Source organism: Rhizobium sp. NLR22b (assembly GCF_019685295.1).
Classification (GTDB): domain Bacteria; phylum Pseudomonadota; class Alphaproteobacteria; order Rhizobiales; family Rhizobiaceae; genus Rhizobium.
On record NZ_JABDWM010000003.1, the window covers coordinates 259,474 to 277,393 of the forward strand.

Sequence of the window (17,920 nt, forward strand, 5' to 3'; positions counted from 1 at the left end):
TTTCGAATGACATTCCTCGGCTTTGGGATCGATTCCTCAGAACCGAACACACCCGGATTTCGCCCCTATCCCGGCTAAACGTCTAGGATGGGATCGTGATAACTGGATGACACCCTCGGAGCCTGCAATCAGCTCATTGCCCTAATCGACCGGATAGGGTCCTTCGGCGAATACTTCCTCGTGGTAGCCCTTGGAGCCGACATCGATCGCCAACGGGCTTCGCCACTCGCGACACTCGCGCAGGCAATCGAGCACGAAGCGGAAATCATAGCGCGGCCGCCAGCCAAGTTCGCGCCTTGCGCGTTCGTTGACGTAGACGCGATCGAGCGTCGGGAACATTTTCCAGCCGCGTTCGGCGTAAAGCGTGTTTGCACCTGGAAACAGCCGCTCGACGACAGCAGGCGCATCACGCCTGAGCTCTGCGCGATCGCCCGGTAGAAAGGGCGTCGTGGCCGAGATGATATAGCGGCCGAAGCCGATTGCCGGCGCCTTTTCGAGCGCCAGAAAATGGGCGTCGACCACGTCGCTGATATCGACGCGGCGATGAAGCAGCTCGTTGGCCTGCGCATTTCCCGCCGAATAGCTGTTGCGAATCTCGGGATCATCATCACTTTCGGGAAAGAAGCGCGACGTCCTGAGGATGACGACAGGCAGGCGGGATTTGCGGGCGAAGAGTTCCGAAATTCCTTCGGCAGCGAGCTTTGTCACGCCGTAGATATTCTTCGCGACAGGAAGCACGTCCTCGGTGACCCACGCTGCGGGCTCGCCGGCCGCCGGCGTCAACGCCGCGCCGAAAGCGCTGGTGGTGCTGGTGAAGACGAAGCTTGCAACGCCCGCGGCAGTCGCCTCTTCGAGCAGGTTCAGCGTGCCGCCGACATTGGTGTCGAGGAAATCGCGATTGCCGTGGGTCGCCACATGCGGCTTGTGGAGCGTGGCGGCATGGATGACTTGGCTGATGCCCGACATCGCTCGCCTGATAAAGCCGCGGTCACCGATGGAGCCGACCATATCGGTAAAAGCCGAAGGCTTGATGTCGATGCCGCGCGCCCACCGGCTCTGAGCTCTCAAGCTGCGCATCAGCGCCTCGCCGAGGTGGCCGGCGCTTCCCGTCACCAATATCGTCATCGCGTCGTCTCCTGACTGCGTTGGCGGCGGACGCTATAAAGACCGGTGTCGTGGGACAACGCATAAATTATGCATGGGCATGCAGGAAGGCTGCAGGCTCAGCGGATTGTGGTGACGAGGCGGCCAGCGGTGCCATCGGAAAGCCTGATCCGCTCCCAAGTGACGCGGCCCGGGGTAATCGGCAGGCGCACATTGCCGTTGGCGCCGGTATCGAAGGTCAACGATAGCAGCCTGTCCTCATGCCAGCCGCGCTCCTCCAGAGACAGTTCGGCGGCGGCGATCTCGGCGGAGGCGTAGGAAAAAAGAGAGCGGCCGAGAAAAGCGCCGAGCGGTGCACGCCATTCCGCCTGCCGCGGTCGGGAAGCAGACAGAAGCCGATGCGTGCTATCGCAGATCAGATGCACAGACCGGACGGAATCCTCGACCAGCCGCTTTAAGGCCGCATCGGCCGCAGCATGTTGCGGCGTGGCGAAAATCCGTTCCAGCTTGACGGCTTGGTTGGGCGAGGGATCAAGCTGGCCGCGCTCCCAGCGCGAAACGGTCGCCTGGTTGACGCCGAGGAGTTCCGCGAGGTGTTGCTGCTTCATGCTGCGCAGCAACCGCATGCGGCGTATGCCGGCTCCTGATATCGTCATTTGTCCTGAGCTCCCACGCTTCTTTTGCCAGGATAGGAGTTCGGCGGGCCGGAGGGCAAGCCGATCCTCACGCCGGTCATTGTTCCGGCTAGCCTTCGAGGTCGCTTCTCAGCCGATCAAGGATCGACAGGGCATGACCTGCATAGGCGCTGATCCAACGGTCGTAGATGTGTTTGATCGGCAGACTGTTCAGGTGGTTCCAGCGTTCGCGGCCCTCCTTTCTGGCGACGATCAGCCCCGCTTCCTCAAGCACCTTCAGATGCTGCATCACCGTGCAGCGGTCCATCCCGGAAAACATCTCGCAGAGCGCGCCCGTTGTGCGGGGGGCCTCCTTGAGCAGGTCGAGGATTTCGCGGCGGCGATGATGCGCCAGTGCCTTGAAGACAGGGTCGTCGGTTGATTCGCTTGACATGTTATATTTTTATAACATAATGGCCTCAGGCACAATGGAGAAGAGGAGAAGTGCAATGTCTCTCGGAATCCGCGTTTCCGGCCGGATCGGCCGTCCTGTTGCCGAAGTGTTCGATGCCGTCGTCAACCCGAAGAAACTCAGCAGCTATTTCACCACGATCGGCGGGGCGAGCGCCCCGCTCGTTCAAGGCACGACAGTAACCTGGTGGAAGGATGCGCCGGTCGAGGTTGTCGAGCTTGTGCCGGAAAGCCGCATCGTGCTTCGCTGGGACGGCGGCACTGCCGAGGACAAGACAAGGTATAAGACGCTGGTGGAAATGAATTTCAAGACGCTGGAGGATGGCGGCACGCTGGTGACGATTGCCGAGAACGGCTGGCGCGAGGACGAGGCCGGCCGGCGCGGCACCTATCTCAACTGCGAAGGCTGGACACAGATGCTTTGCAGCATGAAGGCCTTCGTCGAATACGGCATCAATCTGCGCGAGGGCATGTATCTCAGCGAGATGAAAGGCGAGCCGGCCAGCGCCCCGGATGTTTGACGAGGCCTGTCTCGAAGGAGATCGGCGGCCCATCGCCAGACTTTGCTTGCCTGTCACACTGCGGGTGCTAGTTTCCGGAGTCGATACTTCATCTCGGTTTCCAGGAGATTCATTATGCAGCTTGGTATGGTCGGTTTGGGCCGAATGGGCAATTATATGGTCCAGCGCCTGATGCGGGGCGGTCACGAATGCGTCGTCTACGACACCAGGCCGGAAAGCGTTGCTGAGCTCGCAGGTCTCGGCGCGACCGGCAGCGCTTCGATGGAGGAATTCGTCTCCAAGCTCACGCATCCGCGTGCGATCTGGCTGATGCTGCCGGCGGCGATCGTCGACAAGGTGCTGGCCAGCCTGGTGCCGCTGCTTCAGAACGGCGATATCGTCATCGACGGCGGCAATTCCTATTACCACGATGACATCCGCCGTGGCGCCGAACTCATCACCAAAGGCATCCATTATGTCGATGTCGGCACCAGCGGCGGCGTCTTCGGCCTGGAGCGCGGCTATTGCCTGATGATCGGTGGCGAGAAGGGTACCGTCCAACATCTGTCTCCGATCTTTGCGACGCTCGCCCCCGGCGTCGGCAAGACGGAAGCATCGCCAAACCGCACCGCCGAAGCGGCGGCGGCCAGCACGGCGGAGCAGGGTTATCTGCATTGCGGCCCGCACGGCGCCGGACATTTCGTCAAGATGGTGCATAATGGCATCGAATACGGCCTGATGGCTGCCTATTCCGAGGGCCTCAACATTCTGAAACACGCCAATATTGGCGCCGCCTCGCACGATGCCGATGCGGAAACCGCGCCGCTCGCCCATCCCGAACATTTTCAATACGACTTCAATCTGCCGGATGTCGCGGAAGTCTGGCGCCGCGGCAGCGTCATCACCTCCTGGCTGCTCGATCTCACCGCCGATGCCCTGCATGTCGACCCCGCACTTTCGAAATATGCCGGCCGCGTCTCGGACAGCGGCGAGGGCCGCTGGACGATCATGGCGGCAATCGACGAAAGCGTGCCGACACCGGTGCTGAGTGCGGCGCTCTACGGCCGCTTCTCCTCGCGCGACAATGACGAGTTCGCCAACAAGGTGCTGTCGGCAATGCGCGCGGGTTTCGGCGGCCACGTGGAAAAGCCGGCGCCGAAATCCTGAAGGCCAGGTCACTCCCTTCACTGAGCAGAAGGCGACCGTCACCCGTAAATGGCGGGCTTGACGGCCGGCCTCGGTAGGCGGCGCCAGCGGTCTTTCCTGGCCATCGGTATGGCTTTCCTGCCGCTTGCTGGCGGCAGCAGTCGCGAGTATCCAATGCAAGATGTCAGCCTTGTTTTGTGCAAGCGCGACACTTGATTGGAGGGCGGTCGTGAAGCGTGACAGGGCAGGAGGCTTGAAGGCCGCCATATCGGGCATATTCATTGTGCTTCTTTCCGCGGCTTCGCCCAGCTTTGCCCAGACGCAGCCGGCACAAGCGCAGGCCGCGGCCGCTCCGCCGGCCCAAGTGCGTGAGATGATGCAGCTCATGCAGACGCCCGAGGTCAAGCAATGGATGTCGGCCCAGATGGCGGCGACGTCTGCGGGCGATACAGCGGTGGAAAACCAGATGTCTATCCTGTCGGGTTTGCTGCAGCATGCCCGTCGTCATGTCTCGATGGTTTCCGATGCCGCGATGACGCTGCCCTTGCAGATCAACAATGCATTCTCGCTGCTTTTCGGCGAAATCGCGGCCACCGGCCGAATGCGTATGGCCGGCCAATTCCTGGCGATCTTTCTGCTGGGCGCGATCATCGAAAGCATTGCCCGCTATGCCTTCCGTCGCCGCCGTCGCCGTCTGGCTGCGATGGCAGGCATGCATCTGGCGCCGCGTGTCATCCCGGCGCTGATCTTCGCGGCGGCGACGGTGCTGACGCTGCTCAGCCTCTACTGGCCGCCGATCAGCCAGAGCATCGCCATCGTCTGCGTCGTCGCACTGATCGTCCAGCGCTTCACGATCTGCCTCGGCGGTGTGCTGGTCGATCTCATCGCACTGGCGCGGGCCGAGGAAGAGCGGCAGGGCATCCCCGCGCCGACCATGCCGGGCCGTGCCATCGCACTCTTCTGGTATCGCCGCTCTGCAACCTTCATCATCTACTTTATCTTCGGCTGGGCGGCCATTCAGTCGATGGAGCCGCTCGGCCTTTCCCCGAGTGCCCGCCTGTTCGTGGGTTACATGCTCGGCATTGGGCTGCTGCTGATCGCGATCGAGGCGGTCTGGTCGCGGCCTCATAAGGACGAGAAGCGTGGTCACGAAATTTCCTGGGCGCTCACCGTATATTTTCTTCTGCTCTGGGGCCTCTGGGTCACCGGCTTCAACTGGCTGCTCTGGCTCGGCATCTATGTGTTGATGCTGCCGCGGGTACTCGCCGTCGCGACGATCGCGGTGAAATCGCTGCGGCAGACCGAGGCGAGTTTCCTTGCCACGCGCCGCATCGCCACCGTGTTGCTCGACCGCGGCGTTCGGGCGCTGATCATCGCAATCGCGGCAATCTGGCTTGGTCGACTGCTTGGCGTCGGGGCCGATACAATGGCCGCCGGCGACAAGATGGTCGACAAGATTGCGCGCGGGGTCATCGGCGGCATTGTCATCCTGCTTGCGGCGGATCTGCTCTGGCACGTCGTCAAAGCCTATATTGACGGCAAGCTGCTCGATTCACCTCTGGACGGTACCGCGACGGACGAGGAGAAGGCCAAACACGCGCGGATCCAGACGCTGCTGCCGATCTTCCGCAATATCCTTGCCGTGGTCATCGCCGTCATCGCGGTTCTGATGGTGCTCTCCGGGCTCGGCATCGAGATCGGGCCCCTGATTGCCGGAGCCGGCGTTGTCGGCGTTGCCGTCGGTTTCGGCGCCCAGACGATCGTCAAGGACGTCATCAGCGGCATGTTCTACCTCTGGGACGATGCTTTCCGTGTCGGCGAATATATCGAAAGCGGCAGCCACAAGGGCGTCGTCGAAGCCTTCAGCCTGCGATCGGTGAAGCTCAGGCATCATCGCGGACCGCTGACAACAGTGCCGTTCGGTGAACTCGGCGCGGTGAAGAACTTGAATCGCGACTGGACGATCGACAAGATCAGCCTCAACGTCAAATACGACACTGATCTCGTCAAGGCCAAGAAGGTGATCAAGCAGATCGGCCAGACACTGCTCGAGAACCCCGAATTCGGCCCGCACATCATCGAGACGCTGAAGATGAAGGGTGTCGAGCAGTTCGGCGAATTCGCGATCGAGATCCGCCTGTCAATGATGACGAAGCCCGGCGAACAGTTTGTTATCCGACGCAATGCACTGGCGATGATCCGCAACGCCTTCAAGGAAAACGGCATCGAGTTCGCCGTGCCGACGGTGCAGGTGGCGGGCGATCGCGAGGCCGATTTGGGGGCTGCCGTCGCGCGTTATGCCTCCCATATGCGAGCCAACGGCGAACCGGCTGCATGAATGCCGCCACCTGAACCTCATTATCGCTGCAAGGCATTCGCAAGCTTACGAAAATGCAATGTGCCATCACGTATTCCTGCGCAAATTCGCCCCAATTGAGGATGATTGAGGCGCAGGCGGCGGGGTTGGGTAGCGTCGGCATGGCTTCATAGAGCTTATATGCCCGTCATGTTACGTCTTCGAAAAATGATTCCCGCCGAATTGGAAGCTGCGCAGGTACGAGATGTCGGATCACGGCAATTTGGAAGAGATGGAAGCGACGGACGGTTTTTCTTTTCGCACGCTTTTCAGACGTTACAGGACGCCGCTTACGGCAGCCGCGACGCTCATCGTCTTCTGTCTCGTCGGTTATGCGATCATGCAGCTCACGAACGAGGTGCGCTATGACGATGTCGTCGCAGCGCTGGCGGCGACCAGGCCGAGCGCGATCCTGCTTGCTCTGTTCTTTACGGCGCTGAGTTTCCTCTCGCTGGTCTTCTACGATCTCAATGCGATCGAATATATCGGCAAGAAGCTTCCCTTTCCGCATGTGGCGCTGACGGCATTCAGCGCCTATGCGGTCGGCAACACCGCCGGCTTCGGTGCGCTGTCGGGTGGCGCAATCCGCTACCGCGCCTATACGCGTCTGGGGCTCTCACCCGAGGACATTGGCCGGATCATCGCCTTCGTCACGCTCTCCTTCGGCCTCGGGCTCGCGGCCGTCGCATCGATCGCCCTCATCATCATCGCCAGCGAGATCGGTCCGCTGATCGGTGTCAGTCCGTTCCTGCTCCGGCTGGTTGCCGGCTCGATCATCGCCATTCTCGGGGCTGTAATGATTATCGGCCGCGAGGGTCGTGTGCTCGATTTCGGCGCCGTGGCGATCCGCCTGCCGGACTCGCGCACCTGGTCGCGCCAATTCCTCGTTACCGCCTTTGATATTGCCGCCTCCGCGTCGGTGCTCTACGTGCTCTTGCCGCAGACGGCTATCGGCTGGCCGGTCTTCCTCGCCGTCTATGCGATCGCCGTCGGTCTCGGGGTGCTCAGCCACGTTCCGGCCGGGCTCGGCGTCTTCGAGACCGTGATCATCGCTTCGCTCGGCAGCGCGGTGAATATCGACGCGGTGCTGGGATCGCTGGTGCTCTACCGGCTGATCTACCATGTATTGCCGCTGTTGATCGCCGTGCTCGCGGTCTCGGCGGCGGAGTTGCGCCGTTTTGTCGACCACCCGGCCGCCTCCAGTGTCCGCCGTATCGGCGGACGGCTGATGCCGCAGCTGCTGTCGACCCTGGCGCTGCTGCTCGGCGTGATGCTGGTGTTTTCGAGCGTCACGCCGACGCCGGACCAGAATCTGGAATTCCTCTCCAACTATCTGCCGCTGCCGCTGGTCGAAGGCGCGCACTTCCTCTCCAGCCTGCTCGGGCTTGCGCTGGTGGTCGCGGCGCGCGGCCTCGGTCAGAGGCTCGACGGCGCGTGGTGGGTGGCCGTATTCTCGGCCGTTGCCGCATTGACCCTGTCGCTTCTGAAGGCGATCGCCCTTGTCGAAGCTGCCTTTCTCGCGTTTCTCATCTTCGGGCTCTTCGTCAGCCGGCGGCTCTTCACCCGGCATGCGTCGCTGCTCAACCAGGCGATGACGGCGTCCTGGCTGATGGCGATCGCGGTCATCGTCGTCGGCGCCATCGTCATCCTGCTCTTCGTCTATCGCGATGTCGAATACAGCAACGAACTCTGGTGGCAGTTCGAATTCACCGCCGAGGCGCCGCGGGGACTGCGCGCCCTGCTCGGCATCACCATCATCTCCTCGGCGATCGCCATTTTCAGCCTGCTCCGACCGGCGACTTTCCAGCCGGAGCCGGCGACGGAGGAGGCGCTGACGCGTGCCATCGAGATCGTCAGGAAGCAGGGCAATGCCGATGCCAATCTGGTGCGCATGGGCGACAAGAGCATCATGTTTTCGGAAAAAGGTGACGCCTTCATCATGTACGGCCGGCAGGGCCGTTCATGGATCGCGCTGTTCGACCCGGTTGGCGATCATCGTGCCGTGCAGGAACTCGTCTGGCGCTTCGTCGAAGCGGCGCGGGCCGCCGGCTGCCGCGCCGTCTTCTACCAGATCTCGCCGGCGCTGCTTTCCCATTGCGCCGATGCCGGCCTCCGCGCCTTCAAGCTCGGCGAACTGGCGGTGGCCGACCTCCGGACCTTCGAAATGAAAGGCGGCAAATGGGCGAACCTTCGCCAGACGGCGAGCCGAGCCCAGCGCGACGGGCTGGAATTCGCGGTGGTCGAACCCGAGGACGTGAGCGGGATTATCGATGATCTCGCCGCCGTTTCCAAGGCCTGGCTGGAACATCACAATGCCAAGGAAAAGGGCTTCTCCCTCGGTTCCTTCGATCCCGATTACGTTTCCTCGCAACCGGTCGGCATCCTCAAGAAGGATGGCAAGATCGTCGCCTTCGCCAATATCCTCGTCACCGAATCCCGCGAGGAGAGCACGATCGATCTCATGCGCTTCTCGCCGGACGCGCCGAAGGGCTCAATGGACTTTCTCTTCGTGCAGATCATGGAATATCTGCGTAACCAAGGTTTCACGCACTTCAATCTCGGCATGGCGCCTCTCTCCGGCATGTCGAAACGCGAAGCGGCACCCGTCTGGGACCGTATCGGCAGCACCGTCTTCGAACACGGCGAACGCTTCTATAACTTCAAAGGCCTTCGGGCATTCAAATCCAAGTTTCATCCGCACTGGCAACCGCGCTATCTTGCGGTTTCCGGAGGAGGCAATCCGATGATCGCGTTGATGGACGCGACATTTCTGATCGGGGGCGGATTGAAAGGGGTAGTGAGAAAATGATCAGGACAATCCTTCTTGCCACGGCATGCGTCTGCATGCTCGCGGCCGCACCGGCTAATGCCGCCGAGGAAACCACGCAAAGATTCGAAAGCGGCCTCATCCCATCGCCGCACATCTTCCTGCCGGAAGGGGAGGTGAAGGGCACCGTGATGCTGATCTCGGATGCCGCCGGCTGGGGCGATTATGAGAAGGCCGAGGCTGACAGGCTGGTCGCCGAAGGCGCTGTCGTCATCGGCGTCGAGTTTCCCTCTTATATCCAGGCGCTCAGCCGCTACGACGTCAGCCTCAACGACGGCTGCATCTACATGGTCTCGGATATTGAATCGCTGAGCCAGCAGGTGCAGCGCGCGACCGGCAACAATGCCTATCATTTGCCGATCGTCGCCGGCATCGGCGAGGGCGGGGCCCTGGCGCTGGCGATCGCGGCTCAGACACCGGATGCGACGATCGGTCAGACGCTTGCGGTCGATCCGCTGGCCGGCATTCCGCTGACCAAGGAGCTTTGCACGCCGGCTTCCAAGAAGGTGATCGGCCAACGCACGGTCTATGGCCTCAGCGACGGCGCCCTGCCGGATCCGATCATATCAGTCTTCACGCCTAAGGCTGACAAGGACGGCCGGGCGCATGCCGAGGCGCTGCAGAAAGCCCATTCCGAGATCGAGATCCGCGATTCCACAGACGATGCACAGACGGTATTCGGCGATACGCTCGACGACCTCGTCACCGCTTCCGGCGCCTTCGGCAATCCGCTTGGCCTGCCGCTGGCGGTGCTCGAGGCAACGCCTGCCTTCGATACGATGGCGGTGATCTATTCCGGTGACGGCGGTTGGCGCGACATCGACAAGGAGGTCGGCGGCACGCTGCAGAAGGAAGGCATTCCCGTCGTAGGCGTTGATTCACTTCATTATTTCTGGTCGGAGCGCAAGCCGGAGGAGACGGCCAGCGATCTTTCAAAGATCATCGATTTCTATCGTAAGCAGTGGAAGGTGAAGCATGTTCTGCTCGTCGGCTACTCTTTCGGCGCGGATGTCGTACCCGCAACCTATCAGTTGCTCAAACCGGCCGAGAAGTCCTCGGTGGTGCAGTTGTCGCTGCTGTCGCTCTCGCACCAAGTGGACTACGTCATCTCCGTTCTTGGTTGGCTCGGTCAGAAGACGGAAGGGGCGGGGGGCGATCCCGTCGCCGATCTGAAGAACGTCGACCCGAAGCTCGTGCAGTGCGTCTATGGCAAGGACGATGACGACGATGTCGCCTGTCCGGCGTTGAAGGATGGTGGTGCTGAAGTCGTTGAACTGCCCGGCGACCATCACTTCGACGAAAATTACGACCTTCTCACCAAGACGATCATCGACGCGCTGAAGAGACGTCTGCAGGATTAAGCGCTGCTGCCTTGCGGTATGCTTTGACAGTTCGATTGGCGCATAACCAAAATCGATTTCGATTTCGGGTTATGCGTTTAATGCATCAGCTTTTCTTCGCGCCAGCCGAGTTCGGCGAGTTCCTTGCCGCGAAACCGCGCGTCGTCGGCGACGATGAATTCGTCGAGCTGCGGCGGGGCAATGCTGGTGCCGGCAAGCATCGCATGGACCTGGCCGCGATGATGGGTCTGATGCTGGAAAAGATGGGCGAGCACGTCGTCCATCCGCTCCTGCTGAATACGATTGCCGCGATGGAGATTTACGATTGAGATCAGCCTTTCCGGCGTCAGGGCTTCGCAAAGGTCGATCAGGCGCTGATCGACCTTTGCCTGTGCTTGCATCAGTGACTCGACGTCATCGAAGGGTTCGTCCACCTCGAAGGCCTGGAAGCCGAGCGTGCCGCCTTCCATGCCGTCGACATAGAACCAGTCGACCGTGATGATGTGATTCAGCGTCTCCTTGATCGACGGAAAGAAGCTCGTGCGCGGCGCTTCGAATTCGCCGGGCTTCAATGCCGCGCAGGCGTGAAGCAGCCGGTGATTGGCAAGGGCGTTGTTATAGGCAAGCTTGCGAAAGGCCCTGGCGGGATCGAAGGTCGACATCGGCGGCTTTCCTCTTCCAGCATTCCGGAGTGTTTTCAGTCATCGAGATTACCGTCGCGCCAGGCGAGATGACATTGTAGCCCGGGCAGGTTCTCGATTTCATCAGCGATGAAATAGGGCGGGATGTCGAGCGCGGTCAGGGCCGCGCGCGTTGTCGGCACCCATTTGAATTCGAGATGGTTGTCGCCATCTTCGACGCGATGGATGATTTCATATGGCTGAAAGGGGAAATTCCGGCGGAATTTCCAATCAGCGTTTCCTCCGACGTCCCGCCGATTTCCGCCCGACCGCCAGGAAAGACCCAGAAGGGCTCGTGCACGGCGCGATGAACAAGCACATGCCCATCGCGAAAGCCGAGGCCGGCAATGCGATAGTTGAAACGCGCAGCGCCCTGAGTCAGGCGGATAGGAGTGCGCTTGCTCATGTCGTGCTTATCCGAGATCGATCACGACGATTTCCGGCGGCACGCCGAAGCGCACCGGTGCAATGGAACAGCCGAGGCCGCCGGAGACGATGATGTTACGCCCCTCCTCGACAATATGGCCATAGGCGTAGCGATTGCCGTAGCGCGAGGGGACGATCGGCGATCGGCCGAGGAAGCGGATCTGTCCGCCATGGGTGTGGCCCGACAGCGTCAGCGAGACGCGCTCGGGCACGCGCGGAAAGATGTCGGGCTCATGGGCGAGCAGGATAACCGGTGCATCGTCGCTAATCTGTGCCATCGTTCCATCGAGGTCGTCGAGGCCGAGCATGTGCGTGCGGTCCCACTTCCTGCCGGGCAGCAGCGCCAGCTGATCTTCGAGGCCTGCGAGCCAGAAGCCGCGGCCGTCCTTTTCGAGCCGAACGGCGCGGTTGCCATAGACCGGGATTCCGACATCGGCGAGCGCCCGATGGCCGAAGGTTTCCATTCCGCCGTTCTTCTGGGCCGTCCTGTCCTCCCACCAGTCGTGGTTGCCCATGATCGCATGGACGCCGAGCGGGGCCTGCAGGGTGGCGAGCGCCTTCGACCATTGGCTCGAATGCACATATTGCGTCACCATGTTCATGCCGGAGGCATAGTCGCCGAGCAGAACGGTCACGTCGGCTTCGAGTTCATTGGCCCGGCGGCAGATCGCGGCAATGCGGCTTGCCGACATCCAGGGTTCGCAGGCATGGATATCGGCGAGCGCGACGACGCGGAGCTTCAGTCCCGGTGTCCATCCCGGCGGCGTCAGCCGGTAACGGGCGATGCCGAACCGCGCCAGCGGTTCATAGGCAAAGGCATAACCGCCGAGCGCCATGACGCCTGCGAAACCGCCGCCAAGAACCTTGAAAAATCCGCGGCGGGTGATCACTCAGTCGTCCTCCTGGAACAGCCGGAACTGCGCAGCCTCCATTTCCTTGGGCGGTTGCATTCCCAGATGTTTCCACGCGATTGCGGTGAGAACACGGCCGCGCGGCGTGCGCTGAATGAAACCCTGCTGGATCATATAGGGCTCGATGATATCCTCGATCGCGTCGCGCGGCTCGGAAAGGCCGGCGGCGATGGTTTCGATGCCGACCGGGCCGCCGCCGAAATTGACGGCGATCATGTTGAGGTAGCGTTTGTCGAGTTGATCGAAGCCGACATTGTCGACCAGCAGGCGGGTCAGCGCTTCGTCGGCGATCTCGCGGGTGACGGCCTCGGCCCGTGCCACCTCGGCGAAATCACGCACGCGCCGCAGCAGCCGGCCGGCGATGCGCGGCGTGCCGCGGGCGCGCCTGGCGATCTCGCGGGCGCCCTCTTCGGTCATCGGCAGGTTCATCAGCCGTGCGCCGCGGCGCACGATCAGTTCCAGTTCCTCGACGGTATAGAAGCTGAGCCGCACCGGGATGCCGAAACGATCGCGCAGCGGCGTCGTCAGCAGGCCGAGGCGGGTGGTGGCGGCGACAAGCGTGAATTTCGAGAGGTCGATCTTCACCGAGCGCGCGGCAGGGCCTTCCCCGATGATGAGGTCGAGCTGGTAATCCTCCATGGCGGGATAGAGGATTTCCTCGACGGCCGGATTGAGGCGGTGGATCTCATCGATGAAGAGCACGTCGCGCTCCTCGAGATTGGTGAGGAGCGCGGCGAGATCGCCGGCCTTGGCGATGACAGGGCCTGAGGTTGAGCGGAAGTTGACGCCGAGCTCCTTCGCCATGATCTGCGCCAGCGTCGTCTTGCCGAGGCCGGGAGGCCCGACGAAGAGCACGTGATCCAGCGCCTCGCCGCGGTTCTTCGCCGCCTCGATGAAGATCTTGAGATTGGCGCGCGCCTCCGCCTGGCCGGTGAATTCGTCCAGCGATTGCGGGCGCAGCGTCACATCAAGATCTTCGCCCCGCTTTTCCGGCGATATCAGGCGGGCGGGCTCACTCATGCTCTCATTCCGTTTTGAAACCTGTTACAGCAATACACCAAACGTCGGGTGCCTCGACACCCATTCATTGGTTTTCCGGTTTTCACCGTGCCAGCTCTTTCAATCCGAGCCTTATCAGCTTGGCGCTATCGGCGCCGTCGCCGGCCGTCTTCATCGCCGCGGCAACGGCATTTGCCGCCTGGTCTCTGCTGTAGCCGAGGTTGGTCAGCGCGGACACTGCATCGGCAACTGGTGCGGCGGCGACGCCTTCGCCGAGTTCTTGCTTGAGGCCGATGTTGATTGCCTCGCCGGCATGGGCCGGTGCGCGGTTCTTGAGTTCGGTCACGAGGCGCATCGCCACTTTCGGGCCGACGCCCGGTGCGCGCGAGACGGCGGCGCGGTCCTGCAGGGCGATCGCATTGGCAAGCTCGCCCGGCGTCAGCGTCGAGAGCACGGCGAGCGCCACCTTGGCGCCGACGCCCTGAACGCTCTGCAGCAGGTTGAACCATTCCCGCTCCAATGCGGTCATGAAGCCGAAGAGTTTCAGTTGATCCTCGCGCACATAGGTTTCGATGAAGAGCACGCAGGCTTCGCCCGCCGATCCGAGCTTTGACAAAGTGCGGGCCGAGCAATAAGCGACGTAACAGACGCCGTGCACATCAACGAGCACATAATCTTCGCCGATCTCGTCTATGGTGCCTTTCAGCTTGCCGATCATGAGTCGCGGTCTTTCAAGGGTGCGTTTCGGGCGTAATGAGTTCAACGGAAGGAAAATAGGAACGATAACCGCCGGCATCGCGGGTCAAAATTCTGTAGCCCCTTATCGCCGCATGCGCGCCGATGAGGAAATCCGACAATATCCGTTCGCGTCCTCCGCCCGCGCGGCGGTAAAGCCGGAAGGCTTGAGCCGCGGCAAATGCGGCCGGCCACGGCAGGTTCTCGCGGCGGAATTCATCCTGCGGAAGCAGGCGATCGACTTCATCCACATCGTCATACCGAACGGAAAATTCGGAATAGATGATCGGATTTATAAGGACCGGTCCATCTCTGAAGATATCGAGTATCTTCCGGCGCGACCAATCGTGCCAGTCCGAGCTGATCATGGCCAGATCGACGAGGACGTTCGTGTCGACAAGCGTCGCCATCAGCGATCACGCGTCATCGACATGAGATCTTCGGCATCGATTTCCTGATCGCCGGTTCCCTCCAGACGACGGATCGTCTCGATGAAACGGTCCAGCCGACCTCTATCCTCGACTTCCTGCTTGCCGTTCTTCGGCGAGAGAACGAGCTTGCCGCCCTCAATCGAGAAAATGACCTCGCTGTTGGTCTCGATGCCGGCAAGCTCCCTGAGATCGCGGGGAATAGTGACCTGACCTTTGGATGTGACACGCATCAGAGGCTCCTTCAAAGTAAGAATTATCCTTACCGCAGGAACATGTCAAGAACGCGTTATCCTGCCAACGCTTGGCGCATCCGGTGGCCGCCGCGATTGTGGGCATGGCAAATGGCGATCGCCAAGGCGTCGGCGGCGTCATCGCCCTTGAATTCGGCCTTCGGCATCAGAATCTTCAGCATCATGTGAATCTGCTGCTTTTCTCCGTGCCCGACGCCGATGACCGCCTTCTTCACGGCGTTGGGCGCATATTCAGAGACCGGCAGTCCCGCGCGTGCAGGTACCAGCATGGCGATGCCGCGGGCCTGGCCGAGCTTCAGGGTCGCCACGGCGTCCTTGTTGACGAAGGTCTGTTCGACGGCGGCTTCATCGGGCCTGTGAGCGTGGACGATATCGGCGAGCCCGTCATGCAGCTGGCAGAGGCGGGAGGCGAGGTCCATGTCGCCATCGGAGGTCACCGTTCCCGATGCCACGAATTTCAGGGAATTGCCTAAAGTGTCGATGATTCCCCAGCCTGTGCGGCGGAGGCCGGGATCAATGCCAATGATGCGAATCGTATTTTGCATGGTTCAACCTATAGCGATTGCGAAATAAGTGCCATCGATATGTGAACAAACCGAAAACACCTGAGGTTTTAGAGCGCGCATTTACCGCGAATTAAAAGAGATGCCTGAATTCTAGTTCATCGAATGTGCGAGGGGCTTCGTTCCACAAGAATAAGTCCCCGATGTTCTGTTGACAGGTCAGCCGGCCGGGGATGCACCGCGTGCCCAGGCTGGCAGGCGCCGTTCAGAAGGGTTCATTGTATATGGCTCAGAGATTTCAGTCCCTGTCCTTCAAGGTCATTGCCACTTTCATCCTGCTGACCGTGCTGTCGATCGCGGTCATCGACGTGCTTGCCTATTTCGCCAGCAGCCGCATATCCGACGAGCAGGCGCTGAAGGCCAAGGAAAGCGTGCTGATCTTCCGTGGCGACATGTTGCAGGACCAACTGGCGCAGCTTGAGAACCAGGCCAATTCCATCGCGCGCATCGAGGCGCTGCAGATGTCGATCACCAGCTTGAAGAGCGGCTGGAAGACAATCCAGAAGACTTCGGGGGATGCTCGCGCCGAGCTGAAGAAGGTTTTCATCACGGGCAATCCCAACCCGGCCGACCAGCGCGAGAAGCTGATGAAGCCGGAAGGGCCGAGCGGGTTCTATTATTCAAACCATGAGCAGACGCAGGGCGAAGTTGCCCGCGACCTCGAAAACACCGCTTTCAGCGATCTGCTGATCGCCGATCTCGACGGTAGCGTGCTCTATTCCTACAAAAAGGACGACGACTTCGCGGAGAATCTGAAGTCGGACGCCTGGAAGACAACCGGCGCCGGCATCGCATTCGTCAAGGCGGTCGAGAATACCGCCAAGGCGACGGATGACGCCGCGCCGACGGGCTTCTCCGGCCTTCGTGTCGATGCGGCAAGCGGTAAACCCGCGATCTTCTATGCCGTGCCCATCGTCAAGCTCGGGGCCGCCAAGGGCATCATCCTGTTCAAGGTGCGCGACGACATCATCTCGAGCATTCTTGCCAAGGGCATCGTGCAGGGCAGCACCGCGCGGGCTGCGATCGTCTCCAGCGATGGCTCCGCTATCGCCCTCGATGCCGGGGGGAAGCTTGCGACCCTCGATGCCACCCCCTTCACTTTCATCAAGGACGCGCTTGCTAGCTCCGCGATGATCGTGGCTGATTTCGACCGGGCGGATGGCGCGGCCCGCGCCTATGTCCGTGGCATCGACTATCGCGGCGACCGCTTCCTCGTGGTCGAGAGCGTCCTGCTCAGCGAGCTCAATGCCGGCTCGATCGAGATCGCCACTTTGCTGACGATGATCGGCATCGGCGTGCTCGTCGTCATGGCCATCGCGACCGGGCTCGTCACCAATTTCCTGTTTTCGCCGCTGGCGCGGCTTGCCGGTGTGACTCGCGACGTCGCCGACGGCAAGCTCGACAGCGAGATCGGCAGCCTGAACCGCAAGGATGAGATCGGCACGATGGCCAACGCACTTGCCCGCTTCCGCCAATCGCTGATCGAAAGCCGCGCACTCGAAGCCGCCAGCGAAGAGACGCGCCTGCAGGCCGAGCACGACCGTCAGCAGAACCTCGCCCATCGCGAGGCCGAAGCGAGGACGCTGCAGCAGGTGGTCGAGGCGATTGACGAGGGGTTGCATCATCTGGCGAGCGGCGATCTCGCCTATCAGATCGATACGCGCTTCCCGAACGAACTCGAAAGCCTGCGCATCAATTTCAACGAGGCACTCGCCACGCTCAGCGAAACCATGACGGCGATTGGCGGTAACTCGATGGCGGTACGCGCCGGCTCCGAGGAGATGCGCACCGGCGCCGACGAGCTTGCCGGGCGCACCGAGCGTCAGGCCGGCTCGATCACCGAGACGGCGAATGCGATCAGCGCCATCACCCAGTCCGTTCGCCGCCAGATCGAGCGGGCAGAACAGGCCGAGCGCATCGCGCGCGACGCCAAAAAGGAGACGACCGGCTCCAGCCAGATCATGCGCGAGACGATCGCGGCGATGGAGGCGATCCAGACCTCCTCGCGCCAGATCAACACGATCATATCGGTCATTGACGACATCGCCTTTCAGACCAATCTCCTGGCGCTCAACGCCGGCGTCGAGGCGGCACGCGCCGGTGAATCGGGCAAGGGCTTCGCCGTCGTCGCCATGGAAGTCCGGGAGCTCGCCCAGCGCTCATCGAGCGCGGCCAAGGAAATCTCCAGCCTGCTGCAGAAATCGACGCATGAGGTCGAAAGCGGCGTTGCACTTGTGGAAAGGGCCGGCGTTGCCCTGACCGGCATCGGCGCCCATGTCGAGGCGATAAACGGGCAGATCAACGAGATCATGGAGTCGACCCGTGAGGAAGCCAGTACGTTGCGTGAGATCAACAGCGCCGTGGCCGAACTCGACGCGATGACGCAGCAGAACGCCTCGATGGTCGAGGAGACGACGGCGGCGATCCACCGGCTGGCGACGGAAGCTCTGGAAATGGACCGCCAGCTCGGCAATTTCACGCTGCCGCAGGGGCAACACAGGCCAAGTGCCGAGGTGCATGTGTTGCGTCGTCACCGCTGAGATGTGCTTTCGCTATTCGACAAGGG

16 protein-coding genes and 1 pseudogene are annotated in these 17,920 nt (G+C 61.5%); 6 read left to right on the forward strand and 11 right to left on the reverse strand.

The window, feature by feature from the left end; genetic code table 11:
* Positions 1-141: 141 nt before the first annotated feature.
* The 3 genes from HJC00_RS07335 to HJC00_RS07345 all read right to left on the reverse strand — a co-directional run bounded on the left by HJC00_RS07335 (position 142) and on the right by HJC00_RS07345 (position 2,172).
* Positions 142-1,125 (reverse strand): NAD(P)-dependent oxidoreductase, encoded by a 984-nt coding sequence (locus HJC00_RS07335; RefSeq protein WP_221122995.1) that lies wholly within the window; start codon positions 1,123-1,125, stop codon positions 142-144.
* A gap of 98 nt (positions 1,126-1,223) precedes the next feature.
* Positions 1,224-1,760, reverse strand: coding sequence for a helix-turn-helix transcriptional regulator (locus HJC00_RS07340; RefSeq protein WP_210629917.1), 537 nt, complete (start codon positions 1,758-1,760; stop codon positions 1,224-1,226).
* Between the two features lie 88 nt (positions 1,761-1,848).
* Entirely contained in the window at positions 1,849-2,172 is a 324-nt protein-coding gene (locus tag HJC00_RS07345) for a helix-turn-helix transcriptional regulator (RefSeq protein WP_210629918.1), read from the reverse strand.
* A 55-nt stretch (positions 2,173-2,227) separates the two neighbouring features.
* On the opposite strand from HJC00_RS07345, the gene HJC00_RS07350 reads away from it, so the two are divergent.
* The 5 genes from HJC00_RS07350 (at position 2,228) to HJC00_RS07370 (ending at position 10,379) form a co-directional block, all read left to right on the forward strand.
* Positions 2,228-2,710: an SRPBCC domain-containing protein gene (locus tag HJC00_RS07350; protein WP_210629919.1), complete on the forward strand. Its 483-nt coding sequence runs from the start codon at positions 2,228-2,230 to the stop codon at positions 2,708-2,710.
* Between the two features lie 114 nt (positions 2,711-2,824).
* A complete protein-coding gene (gene gnd / locus HJC00_RS07355) occupies positions 2,825-3,856 on the forward strand; it encodes a phosphogluconate dehydrogenase (NAD(+)-dependent, decarboxylating) (protein ID WP_210629920.1) in 1,032 nt (343 codons plus the stop codon).
* Positions 3,857-4,064: 208 nt separating this feature from the next.
* A complete protein-coding gene (locus HJC00_RS07360) occupies positions 4,065-6,173 on the forward strand; it encodes a mechanosensitive ion channel family protein (RefSeq protein ID WP_221122997.1) in 2,109 nt (702 codons plus the stop codon).
* A gap of 223 nt (positions 6,174-6,396) precedes the next feature.
* A complete protein-coding gene (gene mprF / locus HJC00_RS07365) occupies positions 6,397-9,000 on the forward strand; it encodes a bifunctional lysylphosphatidylglycerol flippase/synthetase MprF (protein WP_210629921.1) in 2,604 nt (867 codons plus the stop codon).
* Positions 8,997-10,379, forward strand: a complete 1,383-nt coding sequence (locus HJC00_RS07370) for a virulence factor family protein (RefSeq protein ID WP_221146454.1) — start codon at positions 8,997-8,999, stop codon at positions 10,377-10,379. Before mprF ends, HJC00_RS07370 begins: the two co-directional genes overlap by 4 nt.
* 77 nt (positions 10,380-10,456) lie before the next feature.
* On the opposite strand, the gene HJC00_RS07375 is transcribed toward HJC00_RS07370, so the two are convergent.
* The 8 genes and pseudogenes from HJC00_RS07375 to ruvC all read right to left on the reverse strand — a co-directional run bounded on the left by HJC00_RS07375 (position 10,457) and on the right by ruvC (position 15,336).
* Positions 10,457-11,020 (reverse strand): DinB family protein, encoded by a 564-nt coding sequence (locus tag HJC00_RS07375; RefSeq protein ID WP_210629923.1) that lies wholly within the window; start codon positions 11,018-11,020, stop codon positions 10,457-10,459.
* Positions 11,021-11,055: 35 nt separating this feature from the next.
* Positions 11,056-11,444 (reverse strand): annotated as a pseudogene (locus HJC00_RS07380) (DNA mismatch repair protein MutT).
* A 7-nt stretch (positions 11,445-11,451) separates the two neighbouring features.
* Positions 11,452-12,354, reverse strand: a complete 903-nt coding sequence (locus HJC00_RS07385) for a metallophosphoesterase (protein WP_210629924.1) — start codon at positions 12,352-12,354, stop codon at positions 11,452-11,454.
* Positions 12,355-13,395, reverse strand: coding sequence for a Holliday junction branch migration DNA helicase RuvB (gene ruvB, locus HJC00_RS07390; protein ID WP_184455061.1), 1,041 nt, complete (start codon positions 13,393-13,395; stop codon positions 12,355-12,357).
* Positions 13,396-13,477: 82 nt separating this feature from the next.
* Positions 13,478-14,092, reverse strand: a complete 615-nt coding sequence (gene ruvA, locus HJC00_RS07395) for a Holliday junction branch migration protein RuvA (protein ID WP_210629925.1) — start codon at positions 14,090-14,092, stop codon at positions 13,478-13,480.
* A gap of 13 nt (positions 14,093-14,105) precedes the next feature.
* Positions 14,106-14,519 carry a type II toxin-antitoxin system VapC family toxin gene (locus HJC00_RS07400; RefSeq protein WP_210629926.1) on the reverse strand — a complete coding sequence of 138 codons (414 nt, stop codon included), beginning with the start codon at positions 14,517-14,519 and terminating at the stop codon, positions 14,106-14,108.
* Complete coding sequence (locus HJC00_RS07405) at positions 14,519-14,770, reverse strand: AbrB/MazE/SpoVT family DNA-binding domain-containing protein (RefSeq protein WP_184455063.1); 252 nt, start codon at positions 14,768-14,770, stop codon at positions 14,519-14,521. Before HJC00_RS07405 ends, HJC00_RS07400 begins: the two co-directional genes overlap by 1 nt.
* 56 nt (positions 14,771-14,826) lie before the next feature.
* Positions 14,827-15,336, reverse strand: coding sequence for a crossover junction endodeoxyribonuclease RuvC (gene ruvC / locus HJC00_RS07410; RefSeq protein ID WP_221146455.1), 510 nt, complete (start codon positions 15,334-15,336; stop codon positions 14,827-14,829).
* 242 nt (positions 15,337-15,578) lie between these two features.
* Between ruvC and HJC00_RS07415 the strand changes: the two genes are divergently transcribed.
* Positions 15,579-17,894, forward strand: coding sequence for a methyl-accepting chemotaxis protein (locus HJC00_RS07415; protein WP_221163814.1), 2,316 nt, complete (start codon positions 15,579-15,581; stop codon positions 17,892-17,894).
* The last annotated feature ends 26 nt before the right edge of the window (positions 17,895-17,920 follow it).